This window comes from Asticcacaulis sp. P4_H10 (assembly GCF_056400965.1).
This window is the reverse complement of record NZ_JBFUKH010000013.1, coordinates 39998-55990: the sequence shown is the minus strand read 5'-3', so window position 1 is coordinate 55990 and position 15993 is coordinate 39998. Positions and strand designations below refer to the sequence as shown.

12 protein-coding genes are annotated in these 15993 nt (G+C 56.1%); 2 read left to right on the top strand and 10 right to left on the bottom strand.

The window, feature by feature from the left end; all coding sequences use genetic code 11:
* Positions 1–50 precede the first annotated feature (50 nt).
* Positions 51–629: a CC0125/CC1285 family lipoprotein gene (locus AC1DON_RS21180; protein ID WP_476936817.1), complete on the top strand. Its 579-nt coding sequence runs from the start codon at positions 51–53 to the stop codon at positions 627–629.
* A 252-nt stretch (positions 630–881) separates the two neighbouring features.
* On the opposite strand, the gene AC1DON_RS21175 is transcribed toward AC1DON_RS21180, so the two are convergent.
* The 3 genes from AC1DON_RS21175 to AC1DON_RS21165 form a co-directional block, all read right to left on the bottom strand.
* A complete protein-coding gene (locus AC1DON_RS21175; protein WP_476936816.1) occupies positions 882–1661 on the bottom strand; it encodes an IclR family transcriptional regulator in 780 nt (259 codons plus the stop codon).
* A 124-nt stretch (positions 1662–1785) separates the two neighbouring features.
* A complete protein-coding gene (locus AC1DON_RS21170) occupies positions 1786–2733 on the bottom strand; it encodes a PDR/VanB family oxidoreductase (RefSeq protein WP_476936815.1) in 948 nt (315 codons plus the stop codon).
* Complete coding sequence (locus AC1DON_RS21165) at positions 2730–3800, bottom strand: aromatic ring-hydroxylating dioxygenase subunit alpha (protein WP_476936814.1); 1071 nt, start codon at positions 3798–3800, stop codon at positions 2730–2732. The genes AC1DON_RS21170 and AC1DON_RS21165 overlap by 4 nt, the downstream gene beginning before the upstream one ends.
* Before the next feature lie 146 nt (positions 3801–3946).
* Here AC1DON_RS21165 and AC1DON_RS21160 point away from each other — a divergent pair, with 146 nt between their 5' ends.
* On the top strand, positions 3947–4627 hold the full coding sequence (locus AC1DON_RS21160) for a GntR family transcriptional regulator (RefSeq protein ID WP_476936813.1): 681 nt from the start codon (positions 3947–3949) through the stop codon (positions 4625–4627).
* A 236-nt stretch (positions 4628–4863) separates the two neighbouring features.
* Here the strand turns inward: AC1DON_RS21160 and AC1DON_RS21155 are convergent, their stop codons facing one another.
* The 7 genes from AC1DON_RS21155 to AC1DON_RS21125 form a co-directional block, all read right to left on the bottom strand.
* On the bottom strand, positions 4864–5292 hold the full coding sequence (locus AC1DON_RS21155) for a PDDEXK nuclease domain-containing protein (protein WP_476936867.1): 429 nt from the start codon (positions 5290–5292) through the stop codon (positions 4864–4866).
* A 157-nt stretch (positions 5293–5449) separates the two neighbouring features.
* On the bottom strand, positions 5450–8377 hold the full coding sequence (locus AC1DON_RS21150) for a Tn3 family transposase (RefSeq protein WP_476936812.1): 2928 nt from the start codon (positions 8375–8377) through the stop codon (positions 5450–5452).
* A 44-nt stretch (positions 8378–8421) separates the two neighbouring features.
* Positions 8422–9387 (bottom strand): site-specific integrase, encoded by a 966-nt coding sequence (locus AC1DON_RS21145; RefSeq protein ID WP_476936811.1) that lies wholly within the window; start codon positions 9385–9387, stop codon positions 8422–8424.
* 230 nt (positions 9388–9617) lie between these two features.
* On the bottom strand, positions 9618–9974 hold the full coding sequence (locus AC1DON_RS21140) for a hypothetical protein (RefSeq protein ID WP_476936810.1): 357 nt from the start codon (positions 9972–9974) through the stop codon (positions 9618–9620).
* A gap of 135 nt (positions 9975–10109) precedes the next feature.
* Positions 10110–11207, bottom strand: coding sequence for an AAA family ATPase (locus tag AC1DON_RS21135; RefSeq protein WP_476936809.1), 1098 nt, complete (start codon positions 11205–11207; stop codon positions 10110–10112).
* 245 nt (positions 11208–11452) lie between these two features.
* On the bottom strand, positions 11453–11788 hold the full coding sequence (locus tag AC1DON_RS21130) for a DUF6968 family protein (RefSeq protein ID WP_476936808.1): 336 nt from the start codon (positions 11786–11788) through the stop codon (positions 11453–11455).
* 11 nt (positions 11789–11799) lie between these two features.
* Entirely contained in the window at positions 11800–15936 is a 4137-nt protein-coding gene (locus tag AC1DON_RS21125; RefSeq protein WP_476936807.1) for an RHS repeat domain-containing protein, read from the bottom strand.
* Positions 15937–15993 lie beyond the last annotated feature (57 nt).

The window sequence follows — 15993 nt, the reverse complement described above, 5'->3', positions numbered from 1 at the left end:
CTATCCCGCCCTTTTTTGCAGCAAAGTATCCTTGCTTTATGAGGTTACCAATGAAGACGTTTTCATTTGCCGTTGCGGCCCTTGTCGCAGTGGTTGCGGTGTCGGGTGCAGAGGCGAAGCCATATAAGGCGGCCGAAAAGCCCGGAGCCGCTGGTTATTTCAATGTACTCGACGAAGGTGGTTTCTGGACGGTGGGTTATACAGGTGAGCCCGGTCAGTCCAATCGTGAGATCGCTGCATACGCCATGAAGCGTGCCGGTGATCTTGCCGCCGAGCAGAAGAATGAATGGTTTGCAGTGCTGTCGACCACCAATCGCACGGTGGAACTTGGTGTTGCTGACGATCTGCAGACGCGCGCCGGCAATTTTATGGGCTCGGGCGCGGGCGCGGCCACTGGGGCGACGCCGTCGGGTGCGCCGGCCTCGGGTAGCCGTAATAACGCTGGCAGCTTTGGCGGTGGCTCTGTGCCCAACGACGTGCTGGAGCGTTGGCAGCCACGAAAGGTGCGCCAGACTCTTCTGGTGATTGAACTGGGGTCAGGCGATAATGCTTCGTTTCCGGGGCTAGGGCGCCAGCCGGAGATTTTCCCTGCGACGCCCGCCACGCCTGCAGCACCGGCAAAAGAGTGATAGGCCGGACCATACTACGTTTGAAGAAGACGCGACGCTTTAAGCCATGATGACATGGCTTCGGTGTAGTTCGAATAGTAGAGTAGGGTTAAGGAAGTCGCGGTACACGGAGTCAAAGATTATCCTTGTCCACGACTTCTGACCAATGCTTAGCGTGGCGTGAATGCGGCGGTCGCGCTTCTCTCTTTTCTCCTGAAGCACGGCTTATCCGGGCCGTGATCCTGCCGGATGAACGCAAAACCGCCAGCGGACCTAACCGCTGGCGGCCCCGAGTTCTTCCGATATTCGCTGCGCTATGTCCTGCAAAATGAGGCGCGCGTCGTCGCGCGTTACCTTCTGGGTGCCGTCGATCAGTTGAAGAAACGGGACAGTGAGTGCAGCAACCGCAACGCCGTTGCTGCCAAAAATCGGACAACTGATGTCTGTAACCCCGACCGTTCGGGTACTCTTCATCATCTCGAAGCCGCGCGACCTGATTTTCCGGAGCGCAAGTTCGAGGCTGGCATCTCTATCTGTCGGTTCAACGGCCGGCCCGTCATTCACGGCGTTGAACGCCAGGAGCACGTGACCGGAGCAGGTGGGTTCAAGAGATATGTCGGCGCCCGTACGGACAGCGAATACGGTTGGTCCAGGGGTTTGCTGACGATAGACGATCATGCCACGGTTTCCGTTGCGAACCGCCAGATGACAAGACTGTTCTATGCTATAGGATAGCTCGCGCATGAATGGTGCAGCAATCTGAATGAGCTCATCGACCGGAGTGGCCTTGAAGCCCATTTCCAGCAGCCGCAAGGTCACACGGAATCGATCGCCAGGATGACGTCTCAGCCAGTCCAAACGCTCCATGACCATTACGATGCGAAAAATTTCGCTGACCGACAGGCCGAGTTTCCCAGCCATTTCTGTGACGGTCAATCCGCGCGGGAATTCGGAGAGCAGCTCAAGGATCGTAAAGCCTTTTTCGAGCGCGGGCGCACTATAGGTATGCGGCTTGGCCGCCTTATCGTTAGAATCTTGCGAGGAAGTGGCCATATGAACCGCATGTCTCAAAGAGGGGCGGGTGTCGGCGATGCGGCACCTTTTGCCTCTTAGACATAGCTCACCTGACTTGGCAAGCGGACGCCGCGCTCACCTGTAATGACGGCCAGGGGGCGGATTAGAGATCGAGGACAAGCTCAGGCGATTTGGAACGTGAGCAGCAAGGCATAAATTGATCGTTGGCGTCGCGTTCTTCGTCGGTAAGATATTGATCCCGATGGTCAGGTACGCCAGAAATGACTTTGGTGAGGCATGTGCCACAGATGCCTTGTTCACAAGAGAACGGGATATCGAATCCGTGCTCTTGCAGCGCGCGGATGACTGTTTGACCCTCGCCTACGGGTATGGTCACGCCGGAGCGCCCGAGATGAATCGTAAAAGCATGGTCAGTTGTGTCGGAGGGCAAGGGCGAAGCGCAGAACGCTTCCGTGTGGAAATGGCTGTCAGGCCATTCCTGCAGGCGGGCAAGGTTCCAGATGGCCTGAATATAGCCCGACGGTCCGCACACATAGAGGTGGGTGTCGTCAGAAGGACCAGACAGCGCCTCAAGAAGGACTGTTTGTGCCGCATCCCGGCCGTCGGCGAGCAACCGTATCCGGTTCCCCAATGGGGCCAGGTCCTTGTAAAAAGCAGCCTCATGCCTGTCGCGCACGCTATAGTAGGCAGCAAAATCAGCTCCCAGAGCTGACAGATGCCGAGCGATCGACAATATCGGTGTGATGCCTATTCCGCCGGCGAACAGGATATGGCGCCTGGCCGTCTTGACGATCGGAAAAAGGTTGCGGGGCGTGCTCACGTGCAGGCGATCCATCTTCCCAAGGGTTTGATGGATCCACGCTGAGCCGCCACGGGAGCTTTTTTCTTTCAGGATGCCCAGTTGGTAGGTATCGGTTTCGCCCGGCGGATTAAGTAGAGAGTATTGGCGTATCATGCCATTCGGCAGGTGAAGATCTATATGAGCACCTGCTTCAAACACGGGTAGCGCCACGCCATCAGGTGTCGCCAAGGTAATCCGGCGAATATCGGGCGTTTCATCGATGATGTCGCTGACGACGACTTCGATCATGCTGCATCCTCGCCGGCAACACCTTGTTCGAGACGGCAGAGCCTGTCGATGATGCGCCTGGCATGGACGCCGCCGGCATCGATATTGAGCTTCAGCAGCTTCCGGTCAGGATTGGCAATCAGGTTTTCCTGCTGGCGCTGGAGCATTTCCATGTCTTCGGAGAAAATCTTGCCCTGGCCTTCGCAGATGCGGGCCGTGAGGGCTTCATCGTCAGGTTTGAAACGGCGCGCCATACCCCAGAAGTACCAATGGGACGTCTCGCTTTCAGGCGTTATAAAATCGACCACGATGCTGGACGCTTTCAGGTGATCTGGCGCGTGATAGCCGCCGTGGCCCGCGTGCGCGACGCCGACCTCGATCATCACATGGCTGGGGGGCGTGAACCGGCAGATTTGCCAGCGGTCGACCAGCACGTCATCCGCCAGGCCGTTTTCGCGCAATGCCATGCGCCAGAATGGCGGCGCCATGATGTTGTCCATGAAGCGCTCGGTGATGGACTCGTTTTCGTCCACCCGTGTGATCACCGGGGCTTCGTCGATTTCCTTTTGGCCGATGCTGTCCGCGTGGATGTAGGTTTCGTGCGTCAGATCCATAAGGTTGTCGATCATAAGGCGGAAGTCGCACGCGATGTGGTAGAGGCCCCCGCCATAGGCCCACGCCGGATTGTCGCCCCAGACAAGATCTGGAAGACGTGTTTGATCGGCTTGAGCCGGATCTCCTGGCCAAACCCAGATGAAACCGTACCGTTCGGCGGTCGGATAGGCCTTGATAGGTGGGAAGCCCCGCACGCGCTGGCCCGGCATGGAGGCGGCGTGGCCGTCACACCCCATGGCCAGGCCATGATAGCCGCAAACAAGTTGCCCATCGGAAACCGTGCCGAGGGAGAGCGGCGCGCCACGATGCGGACAGAAATCTTCCAGGCCTGCGACCTTGCCGTGCTGGTCGCGATAAAACACCATGCGCTCGCCGCAGATGGTCCGCCCCAGTGGGGATTGCGCAACTTCATCACCACGCGCTGCGACGTACCAGGTGTTCTTCTGCCACGGCGTAGCTGCTGAAATAGCCATGTGTCTCTCCCAGAAATGTTATTGGATCCAATAATTATGTAAAATAGCTATTCGTCAACTAAATTCGGCTAGGTTGGCCGCCGATTGGAGCCAATTGTGCGCGCGCGCCAACTCGGGCATAACCGTGAGTGAGCAGGGAGCCGCGAATGAGCAAGCCGGGAACACAGGTTCTGGTCGCACTTAGACAGAAGATTGCCTCCGGTGAATTGCGGGGAGGAACAAGGCTGGCTGAAATCCCTACGGCAGAAGCCTTGGGGGTGTCGCGAATGCCTGTGCGCATGGCGTTGCGCATCCTTGAACAGGAGGGGCTTCTGGTCAAGGTCGGTGCTCGTGGCTACACGGTGCGCTCCGTGACACTGCAGGATATTATCGCGGCTGTCGAGGTCCGCGGCGTGCTTGAAGGTTTGACGGCTTTGCGCGCGGCTGAGCGGGGATTGGATCCAGTTGTTGACGAGGCTTTAGCCGACTGCCTTGCACGTGGAGATGCGTTGTTTGCCAAAGGCCACCTCGTGGAGGCCGATCTTGCCGTATATGAGGATATAAATATCCGCTTCCACGAAGCTTTACTCGTCGCCGGCGGCAATACGGCGATTCGGGAGGCGCTGGCGCGTAACGATCATCTGCCCTTTGCATCCGTCAAAGCCCTGGCCGCCGACAAGAACCAGCTGGACAGGGAGTTCCGGCGGCTGAACTATGCGCATATGCAGCACCACGCCATATATGACGCCATAACAAAAGGGCAGGGAGCGAGGGCGGAGGCGATGATGCGCGAGCATGCCAATGCCACGCTTGCCTACACGGATCTTTTGGAGGGGCTGGAAGGCTAAAGCTTCTGGGCTTCGGACCGGGCTATGAATTTCCAAGGACCGCCCGAGTTGCTCACTTGATGACGATCGAAGGTCCACCTAAACCGTCTAATGCTCTAGGTGAGAGGCGAACACAAGTCGCGCTTCAAATTGGAATCCACCTACTACACAAAAAATCTCGCCTAAGAAAAATTATGGGAAATCGAGTGCTCGGTGCGGGTGAGCAACAAGCCACTATTCCGCGACAATTGGCTTGATCAACTGCTGTGTGCGGTCAGCCGGTAGAATTCATGCAGCTTGGCGCGAAGAAGGGTCTTGTCTGGTAATTGGGTCTGATATTGCGCGACCAAGGCTGGAGATAGGCTGCGGCTGAGCGCGTATTCGACCACTTCGTCGTCAGCGCTGGCGCACAGCAGAAGGCCAATGGCGGGGTTTTCGTGCGGCTTCTTCACATCGCGGTCCAGGGCTTCCAGATAGAAGCTGAGCTTGCCAAGGTGCTCCGGTTCAAATCGGCCAATCTTCAGTTCGATCGCAACAAGTGCGTTCAGACCGCGGTGGAAAAAGAGCAGATCGAGTGCGAAGTCGCGGCTGCCGACCTGAAGCGGATATTCTGATCCGATGAAGCAGAAGTCGCCGCCGAGTTCAATCAGGAAGGCCTTGAGTGCGCTGACCAGGCCCTGGTGCAGGTCGGCCTCAAGGTGCGTGTCCGGGAGGCCGAGGAACTCAACAACATAGGTGTCCTTAAAGGGGTTCTCGGCTGATTCGTGCAGAAAGTCCCGCTAAGCAAGATATTGAATTAATTAGGAAAATAGCGATTATAGAAACCTAACTCATTGAAATTATTCAAGAACCAGGTTTTACGCGCCTTTGGACTATGTTCTGATAGGGTTCCAGCAGGGTAGAGCGGTGCCCACCGAGATCGAACTTGAACATGCCTCGCAGGTTGAAATGCCCATGAGCTACGGGTGCGACCTTTCTAACGATCTCATCGGTCAGGATCTCCGGCTCTGCGGAGCGAGCATTTTCGATGTGCAGGGTGTTCCAGGTCATGAGGATATTGGCGATCAAAGACAGCGCGCCCGAGATGGCGGCCAGCTGATCTTCCGTGCGGCCACGCTTGGGTCCGAGGTTGCCATTATGAATTGCCCGCTCCATGAAGTGAACGGACTCACCCTGGTTCAGTAATTTCAGGATGGTTGTCCGAAAAGTCTCATTTCCGAGGTAGTCGCACAGATAGATGGTGCGAAGGATCCTTCCGAAAGCATCGCCTGCCTTGAAGATCGTTTCCCCACGGGCGGCGGAGCCGAAACGGTCCAGCGCGAAGGTGGCGGAACACCGGCCGGATTTGACCGAGGCGGCCAGTCGCAGCAGATCGTCCCATCCCTCATTGATGTCCGCCATACGGACGGTTGCATTGGCGATTTCGGCCAGCGCATCGGGCACACTGAAGCGTCGCGGCACATAGAGTTTCCGATCCTTCAAGTCAGCCAGACGCGGACAGAGATCGAACCCGAGGATCTTGGCGAACGCCATCCCGAAATGCGTAAAGCCGTGCGTATCGACGGCCACGCGCTCTATGTCGATTATGCGCTGGCGCAGGGCGCCCTCGATCGCCGCGCCCGCCTGGCGCTTATTCAGAATGATGGGTTGGTTGTAGATAATACCCCACTGGTCCATGACGTGAGCGTACGTGCCGATGGCAAGGCCTTTTCGTCGCGGCTCGGTTCGTGCGCTCCAGAGCTGCCGCTGAGCGTCAAGGCTCATCATGTCGGCGGACGCGGCAATGCCAAGCCCCCAAAGGCGCGTGACCTTGTAGCCCCTCATGAAGTTCAGGACCTGATGGTTCGCCGCTTCCATTACGTCTTTTACCTCGAGGCGCACCATCATCTGGGTAATGCTGTCGGCGACCGCTTGTGGCACCATGCGCACCAGGTCGGCCGCCGACAGGTCGGTGCCGAGGGCGACCAGGGCGCAGTAGAGGTTGATCAGTTCGCTCTCTGACCGCGGACGCCGGCCGAGCAATATCCAGGAAAACCGTGTCCGGGCGTCGATTTCGATAATGACGTCGGGCAGCTGGCCGGAGAGCCCCCGGCCGAAGACAGTCCGCCTGGCGAAGACGATCTTCGGGTCGACCTCCTCGGCTACTGGCTTCGGTACGATCATGGCGCCGTCGCGAACGGATACGCGCCCCTCGGTGACGGCTTCGCTGAGTTCGGCAAGCCTTGCCTCAAGCAAGTCAGCCATCTTGGAGAGCTCGACAAAGCTGCTTTCATCGACTCCAAGGGCGTTGATGTGCCGGCGGCTCTCTTCGAGCCATTCAGCCTTCGGGATCATGCGATCGGCCGGACGCTTATGACAAAGGCTGTGGTCTATGGCCGCCGAGCCGTTTTTCAGGCTTCGCTTGAGAAGCATGGTCGTGGCAGCGACGTAGGACTTGTAAGCATTTGTCCGGTCCGCCTGCGCGATAAGGCCCTCCCAGGATACCCCAAACGGATTTTCCTCGGTCATGGGCAATGTATCGCGGCGTTTGCCGTGGGTGTCGTCGACCACGCGAAAGGCGTCGTGTAGTACGTGGTCATCCTCCGGAACCACGTCGATCCGCCGCGCAGCATCTATGACCGCTCGCAGCTGGACATGGTCATTTGCCAGCTCCATCCGGATCGCGGTCACCTTGTTTGGCGCTTCATCGATTGCGATCGGCACCAGGAGTTCCCGAACGCGAAGACGGAAGTCCTCGGCCGCCATTCGCCCGTCGGCCGCCAAGGTCTGTAACGCCATGATCAGGCGTCTATAGCGCCGGAGTTCATCATCCTGGCGGGCTTCAACCCGATCCCTGGCCTGCCGCCATAAATCGGCGATCCGTCGGTCGATAAGCTCAGCGGCCGTGTCCGAATGGCGAAAGAGCTGGAGCCTGAGAAAGCAGGCGATTTCGATTTCGAGGGGCTCAGCGCGCAGACGATGGAGCGCCGACGGTTTGCGGTATTGCAATGGGCGGGCGAAGTGCTGCAGCGCGGCGATCGAGACGCCGAGATCCAAAGCCTCCGCGCCCAGTTCCTTGAGGAATTCGACGCGACCTATTTCCTCCATGACGGCCGATCCCTTGCGCGACTTTGGGCCCTCACGCAGCCAATCGAGCCGTGTCTGCAGTGTCGGCGTGGGAGGGGCTTCTAAAAGCTTCGGCAACCAGGTTTCGCGAACATCTGCCGGCACCGCCCTGACTATGGCCGCAGCGAGGTCGTTCTCCCGCATCTGCCTCGCGCGATAAAGCAGGCTTCTCAGCGGGCGTTCCGCTATGGAGAAATACTTATGTTCGTAGAGCCATTTGCGAATGCGGTAGGTGAGTTCATCTTCCTCCAGCGCGTCCCAGGCCTCCTTGCGTACATAACCGAGCAGGTTGCGCTCGGCCCCTTCGGTTAGCTTCCGGAACCCTAGGATGGCCGCCGCATCCTGCTGGTGCTCGAAGAGCGTACTGCGGCGTTTATAGACTGACCGTATCGAAGCAATTTGGGGTGCCCGTTTGTCAGGCGCAATTTGCTTGCCGATATGTGCCAAAATCGCTTGTGGGATAAGATCTGTGGAATTCAGAACAGAACCGGAGAACTTCAGAAATCCTATGTGCAGTGCCAGACCGAGCCGGTTGGCAGGGCGGCGGCCTTTTGATATCGCATCGAGCTCCGGAGGCCGTAGAGTAAAGTAGTGCTCGATTTCAACGGTTGAGAGGTTTGGCGGAATGTTTTGCGCGCCGAGGTATTGCAGATCCCAATCCGCCATCTCGCATTACTCCAGAGGGATTTATTGTTTCCTGATCAACGTCTTCACAGGCCGAGCTTACCTGTCGGTTCAGAGGTTTTCAACTTGGCGCGACGGACGTAGCTGCGCATGGTGGTCAAGCTGCGATGGCGGGTGTGCCCCATGATTTCTTCATCGGACACGCCGTTCCGATATGCGGTCGTAACGAAGCCAGCCCGAAGGCCATGAGGACTGACCGGCTCTGAAAGTGTCCCCTTGATCCCGGCCTCCGTTGCCCGGCGCAGTAATACTTGACGCACCGCATCCTCGCTGAGACGCCGGTTTTCCACATTGCCGCCCTTGTTAACCTTTCGAAAAACCGGGCCGAACCGGATTTCGGCATTGTCCAGCCACAGGCGCAGAGCCCTGACGGGGCAGGTGGCCTCATGCCGGCCGTAGACGATCGTAACCTCGGCGCCTTTGCCTTCCTTGTCGGTCTTGGATTTTTCAAGCAGAAGCTTTACGCCGTCCTCGAACCACGTCAGCTTTTCCACATCCAGAGCGACGAGTTCTGAGCGTCGCAATGCGCCGGCGAACGCCACCAGCAACAAAGCTCGATCCCGGTCGCCCGTGAGGCCGGCGTCACAGGCGCGGCTCAGAGCTTTCAGTTCCGACGTTGTCAGCGCCGCGGCTTTTCGCCCGCGGCTGCCATGCGTCCGGGCGATGCCACGCAGTGTCTCACGGATCGCCGGGTGCTTGGTGTCGAGCGGATGGCCTGTGACGCCGGACGCCCTTGCTATAGCTGCCACGCGCCGTCTCAGCGTCTGCATGGCGTAGCCTTCGCCAGCGGCCGCCAGATAGGCGCCGACGACGTCAGGCATCGCCGGAAACGCGGTCAGGCTATTGCTCTGGCACCAGGTCTGGAAATTCGCCACATCCGACGCATACGCACGCAATGTGGCCGGTGCATCGGCTGCATCTTGATAAGCCTGGGATTTTGCCAATGCCATGGCCGCGCGTGCGCTCGGCGGTTTTGCTTTCGTGTTGTCCATAACTGCATCATAGCATATATTACACGCGATAATAGTCCTTCTCGCGTGTAATGTTCAGAGGATTTCGGACGCGATGAAGCGAATTAGACAGCAGCAATGCTTCGAACTGTCCAGCTCGAAACGGGCCCATCGGTTGCAGACCGATCGTCATCCTGACTGTTCCACGGCCGCAACTCTACCGTCATCGTCATCGACGAGCCCCGGGACGACGCATTCAAGGGCAGCAGCCACTATCGGGTAAAAGGAACCAATACTTGGCGGTTCCCACGAAGGCTCGACGTGTCGCCTGCATATGCTCTCTCATGACATGGAATACAGTCCATATCGAGAACGCCCGGGCCGAGGAGCCCGAAATCCTCACGGACGAGATCGTCAGCAGGGTCGCGCCCGTTGCACATGGTCATTTCAATCTGCAAGGCATGTTCAAGTTTGACCTCGGAATCTACCGCTCTGCCCTCCTGGAACCGCCAAGAACATGCCTCTGCAACGCGCAAAACCTGGTTCCTGAATAATTTCAAAGAGATATCTTCGCGGTGTGCCGATTTTCTGAAATATTTCAATACCTTGCTTATCGTCAGTTTTTGCACGAATCAGCCGAGAACCCCAGCAACCGTTTCAGGCGGCCGTTTTCCTGCTCCAGCGTGCGAAGCTTCTGCGCATCGGACACCGTCATACCGCCGAATTTGGCCTTCCGGGAATTAAGGGGCAACTCCACCGGTCTACTACCTAGTCAGCCACTCCCAGCGAGGTTCCTCATTGTCGGCAATCTGCGTTTCGCCCAAAACCTTTTCCAAAACGATGCGTCGAGTCGTCTTCACTTCGTCAATTGCGGCAACTAATTCAGAAGAGTGAGACACTATCAGAATCTGAGTTTGCTCGGATGCCTTGGCAATGAGGCGCCCCAGGGCCGGCAGGAGGCTGGGGTGCAAACTCATCTCGGGTTCGTTCAGCACCATGAAGGGCGGCGGCCGGGGCGAAAGCAAGGCCGCGACAAGACAAAGGTAGCGCAAGGTCCCGTCTGATAGTTCCGCACTCCCGAGCGGTCGCTTCAATCCGCTCTGGTGGACCGCCAGCTCGCAATGGCCACCGTTGCCAGCTAATTCGATCTTAGTTCCGGGAAACGCATCATCGACGGCGGAGACCAGGTCCTCATGGAAACCTATCTCAATTATGGTTTGCAGCGCTGCGGCCAAATCAGAACCATCACTGGCCAATATTGGCGTAAAGGTAGCGACCTGCGGACGTCTCACAGGCGCTTCATTGTCACTGCGGAATTGGTCGTAGAACCGCCAGTTGCGCATCATTTCACGCATACGCAGTAGTTCCAGCGCCTGGCCCGGATCAGCGGCGTGCGTCATCATGCTGTCGAAAGGAGATAGCGACGTTAGCGCCTGCGCCCAGTGTCCCTTTTCATCTCGAACACGGACGGACGGCCCTTTTCGGCTAGCTATTTCATTGCGCTCACCAAGAACCTGCCCGACCCACAGACTTTCCGCTTTAATGACAGGATCGTAGTCGAACATACTCCTGGACGGAAACTTAATGCCAAGATCGATCGCATAGCCGTAATCGTCCGTAGCAAAGCCGAGCTTCAAGGTGGCCCCTTCCCCTTCCCCAGCCCAAAGCGCCGCTGTAAAGCCCCCTTCGCTGGATATGGCACGAATGATCCGGCCTTGCGCAATTTCAGCTAGCAGCCGAATCCCGCGATATAAACTCGATTTACCCGATCCATTGGCGCCGGTGACAACATTCAACTGATCGAGGCCGATGACAATATCGCGGAGCGAGCGGTAACCTGAAACTGCCAGAGATGTGATCATCGTCGAAGCCTACCCACTGTCATAGCGCGGATCAATAACACGCCTACGCTTTCGCGCCGAAAGACAAGTAAGCTGAAACTGCCAAACTCGTGCGCAAGTGAGAGCGTGCTCCGGCAAAACTATATTAATAGCTACCCTCTTAAATTGGTTGGTGAATGAACCAAGCTTGGGGAAAATCGATCCAAGAGTTTTTAACTCATATTACCGCGGAACGGGTTCGCACTAAAACCCAGACTGCAAACGCCCTAATCCTCCCACCCACCGAAATTCGTCGGCAGACCGATCTGCCTATCTCCCATCCAACTTAACCCAAGGTTCGAGCCTACTTCGCTTTCAAGAAGATATGCACGGGCAATTTTTAAACTTGCTAGAATGGCCTGAAGCCCATCGACGCCTATGCCAAACATTTCTATGTTAAGTTTCTGTCCTTCTATCTTAAAGTCGCACACAAAATGCTCGCCACCATTCGGGTCTTCAACCGGTGGCCAAATAGATAATTTGTATTGGGTGCCATCTTGCGCATCGAGAACTCGGGCACACATCACATTTTTTTCTGCATATCTGGTCAAGTGAATGCCCATGATGAACTACCTCAAGGAATCACCGGTATAGGAACGCCACCCGGCGCGGGAATAACTGGGAACCAATTGTTACCTTTATTGTCCGGCTGGCGCCTCCCCCTACCATGCCGATCGTCAAGATCTTCAAATCGAGTGTCCACTCCAGCCAATGGCCTTGGTTCCCGACCTGCCGCTCGGTCGCCTGCGCGGTCTCCTGCGCTGGCGATGCATCTTGCCTTAGCGGTATAGTCGAACTGTGTTAGAAGCGGGAATATTTTCTTACAAAGGTCTACATCTCTCATGTAGTCTTCGTCATTGCCTTCCGTGGTCATACCTTGGGGATCTCCCCTTGGAGACTTTCGCGGAGCTTTTTTTCCTTTCCCATATTTACCGTTTACTAACACAACATCTCCCTCCATCGGAGCCCAACCACCCGCGCTAGGTTCATTCCACTGCTTCGGAAAAGAAAACTGCACAATATGGGGAGATGGGCCACCGTAACCTTTCGAGGATTTCCTTTTCCCTCTAACTGTCACGCTGCCATCAGGGTTGACTGGAGCGTCATCCCCGGACAAACCCATTGAGTCCGTACGATTGATTGGATCACCATTGACATAAGCATACATATTCATCCCATCGCCGTAGCCAATTGGATCGGGCTGCATGAAACGTCCCAGGGTCGGCGAATAGAGCCGGGCCTTGTAATAGTAGAGGCCGATCTCCGGGAGATATTGTTGACCAGTATACTGGAAGGTTCCCAAATTGCCTGCGGCCGGTAACCCATAGCCGTCGTACTTGTTAGTCGCCAGCGTATTTCCCGAAGCGTCGGTAACACCAATAATCGAGCCCTGCTGATCAGCAGTCAGATAGCGGGGTTGGGTGTTATCGATTCCGTCGAACCATACCAGCGGTACATCGCTGCCGGGGCCGTGCACATAGCGACGCGTCAGGGTCCCATTATCGTCGAATTCGGCGATAAGGTCCGTGCCGTCGTAAAGGAACTGGCGTGCTGCCGTCGCGGAAGTGTCGATCAAACGAAGGCGATTGCTGGCATCATAGGCTAGTGCAGCACCCGCTGTCGTACTCGTTAGCAGGTTGTTGGAATTATAAGTGTAAGTGACAGAACCGTCCGTCGATAAATTGCCGCGGGCATCATAGCTCAAGGTCGTTGTGTTTACAGTTCCGATCTGGTTCAGCCCGTTGATACCGTAATTGGTCGTAGATCCCCCACCAGGAACGTAGTCGAATCCACCATTGCTGTTCTGACGTGTCTTGACCTTGCCATCGACTGAATACCCAAGTGTGATAGTATTGTTTGTCGCCGAGTTCGCGACATACAAGCTGTTTATGCGTGATGACGCGTCATAGCCGACATTGGAGATGGCTTGGGAGCCTGGGCCGCGTGTAATGTTTGTGCGCCGCCCATAGCTGTCACGGCTGAGCTGAACATAGGTAACGGGTGACTGGTTGTTGTATGAGACTAAGACCGCGGTCAACGGGCCGTCGTCACCGTAGGTGTAGCTGACATTGAAAGGAACACCACCAACGGTGGGGTAGATCACTTTACTTCGGCGACCATAACCGTCGTATTCATAGTTGACCGTGCCCATCGGCTGGGCGTCACTCAACAACTCGCCTAGCGCATTGTAGCTAAAGGTCCCGGTCAGACTGTTATTGGTCCGTGATTTTACATAGCCAAAATTGTTGTAGACCAAGGTATCATTAAGGCCCGCGCCAGCCCTGTTGCTCACGCGTCCCGCATTGTCATACGTGAAGGCGATGGATTGGCCGTCGCGGAGAACTGTCGATGTTGGGCGCGCCCCGGTGAAAACGATCTGATTACAATCTGTTGTCGAACTGACGGCCCCATTAGCGGCTGTCGGGAAACACGCTTTGATAGGCCGGTTGAAGCCGTCATAGGTATATGTTGTCTTATTGGCTTTTCCATCCGCGACGGTGGCAACCGTACCGCTGCCGGCGTTGAGCGTCTTAACAAAGTCATCGGCCTGCTTGCCTGTATTTAGCGCGCTTGTTTGCTTCAGTAGGGTGCTCGCGGCATCGTAGGTATATTGGATGATTTTGTCAGGCCCGTCGGCGCCCTGGCTGCCAAGGGTGCACGCGGATACCGGAAGCGAAGTGAACGCAGCGGGATTCAGGCGTTCGGCTACACAGCTTACGCGAAGGAGGGAGTCATAGCTTGCTTGGATGAGGTTCGCGGGTGTGGAGTTGCTACCGGTAAAATACCTCTCGGTAAGCATCACGCCTGTGGTCGCGTCGTACTGGGTTTCAGACCGGTCAAGAACCGAAATGGCAGCCAACGCTGTGGCGTCCGTTCCCGTCACGGTGCCCCGCTCGGTCTTCGAGATAGCGCCATCCGTATTGTACGACGTCCGGTTCGCGTATCTAAGCAAAGGCCCGGCCCCATCTGGATCAGGTCCTATCTCCCCTACCAACCGATTTGCCGCGTTATAAATATAATAGGCCGTATCGTTGGGCAGCGGGCCATCGTTTGACGTTACGTTGCCCATATTATCATAGGTATAGTTTGTCGTAGTCGCTCGCGTGTTGTTGCCTAGCTTCCTTGTCACCGAGACCGGCTGAACGTTGTTAGTTCCGTAGGTGATGATCGTCAGCGCTTCGTCATCTGTGCCCAGGCATGCCGGTGCCGCGCCGTTCAGGCATGTCGAGACCTGTGTCAGGCGATAGACAGGCGTCGACGGAACAAGTACGCCGGAGCTGTTCTTCACGCTCGGCGTTTGGGTTGCATAAGTGTAGCGAACCTGTGAGGACACGCCGTTAACGGCCGGGGTCGTCACGGTAGCGATACCGCCGGTGTTCGCGTCATAGGAATATGAAGTAGTTACGCCGGCTGCGTTTGTCACAGAGGTTGGCTTGTTACACGACTTATAATCGATGCAAGAGGCGGGATATGCGGCAGTGGTGACAAGGTTGGCCAAGCCAGTGCCGGCCTTTGGCACAAATGTAGTTGTCGTGACATTGCTGCGACTGTCATAAGCATATTCAGTGTAGCCGCCGGTCGGTGTGGCGCCTGAGAACGTCGCATCGGGATTTATGACCCGTTGCAGTCGCCCGCTCGCGTCATATGTGTAGCTCGTCTTGCGGCCTAGCTCGTCGGTCTCAGAAACAATTTGCTTTAGGGTCGTGTTAACGACGACCACCTTTGTGGTAGTATCGGGGTTAGTGATCGTGACCGTTTGCAAGGCACCACTTACCGCGTAGGCATAATTCCAAGTTGACGTACCGGTATTGACGGCAGAGACTTTGTTAGAAGTCCATGTAACGTTTAACGTAACGCCAGTCGGCGTTACTAACTTGGTAGGTAGCGGGTTCGGATTGGGGGACCAACCGGCCTCGACGCCGTGGACAGTTGTCGTCTCGCCTAAATCGTTGGTTATCAGTAGTCTGGTGGGAGAGTAAGCGCTTCCCCAGCCGGAATTTACCGTACTTTGAGTTGAAGTTGAGCATGTTATCGTCAGCGGGTCACAATAATCAATAGAGCTGTTATACGCTTTAGTTTCCTTTATCGCCCACCCCATTGAACTCGTTACTTGGACCAAGGTCCTAATATGGAGCGTGACGCCGTTTGGCGGTAAGCCAGGCTCCTGCTCGTACCTGTAATGCAGCGTGATGACTTCACCGTCCGGCTTGGTGATCTTGGTCAACAGGCCGCCAGTATTTGCATATCCGCGGTTTGCCGTTAAAGTCTTATCAAATTCGGCCCGAGTACCGTCTTTTAAGGTGAATATGCATATATTGCCTGAACACTCGAATGCATTGACCGCGCCAACGTCAGGAAGAAACGTGCCATTGGTTTGCTTGATGTATCTTTCAGAGAAGCCGTCGAAGTTCACAGATACTGTGGTCGTGCCATTTAATGTACCGTAGAAATTGTCTGCGTGGAGAAAATGTAGTGATCTCGAATCTCGAGTTATACCGCTACTGTCGCTACCGATAGTTAAAATCGGAAGGTCGAAGACGATTTTACCAGATACCAGATCAACGCCGTTGTCGTCGATAAAGCGAACCCGATCTGGCGCCGGAATTGAAGCTACATCGGCCATGGCTGAGATCGGCGACCCAAACATAAGACCAAGCGCAGCCATAACACAAAGCGCCGTTGTACACTTCAACAGACGAGAATTGGTCATCGACCCCTCCATGAAATTCAGCCTAGGCGAGAAAATCACGTAATACGGGCATTCACA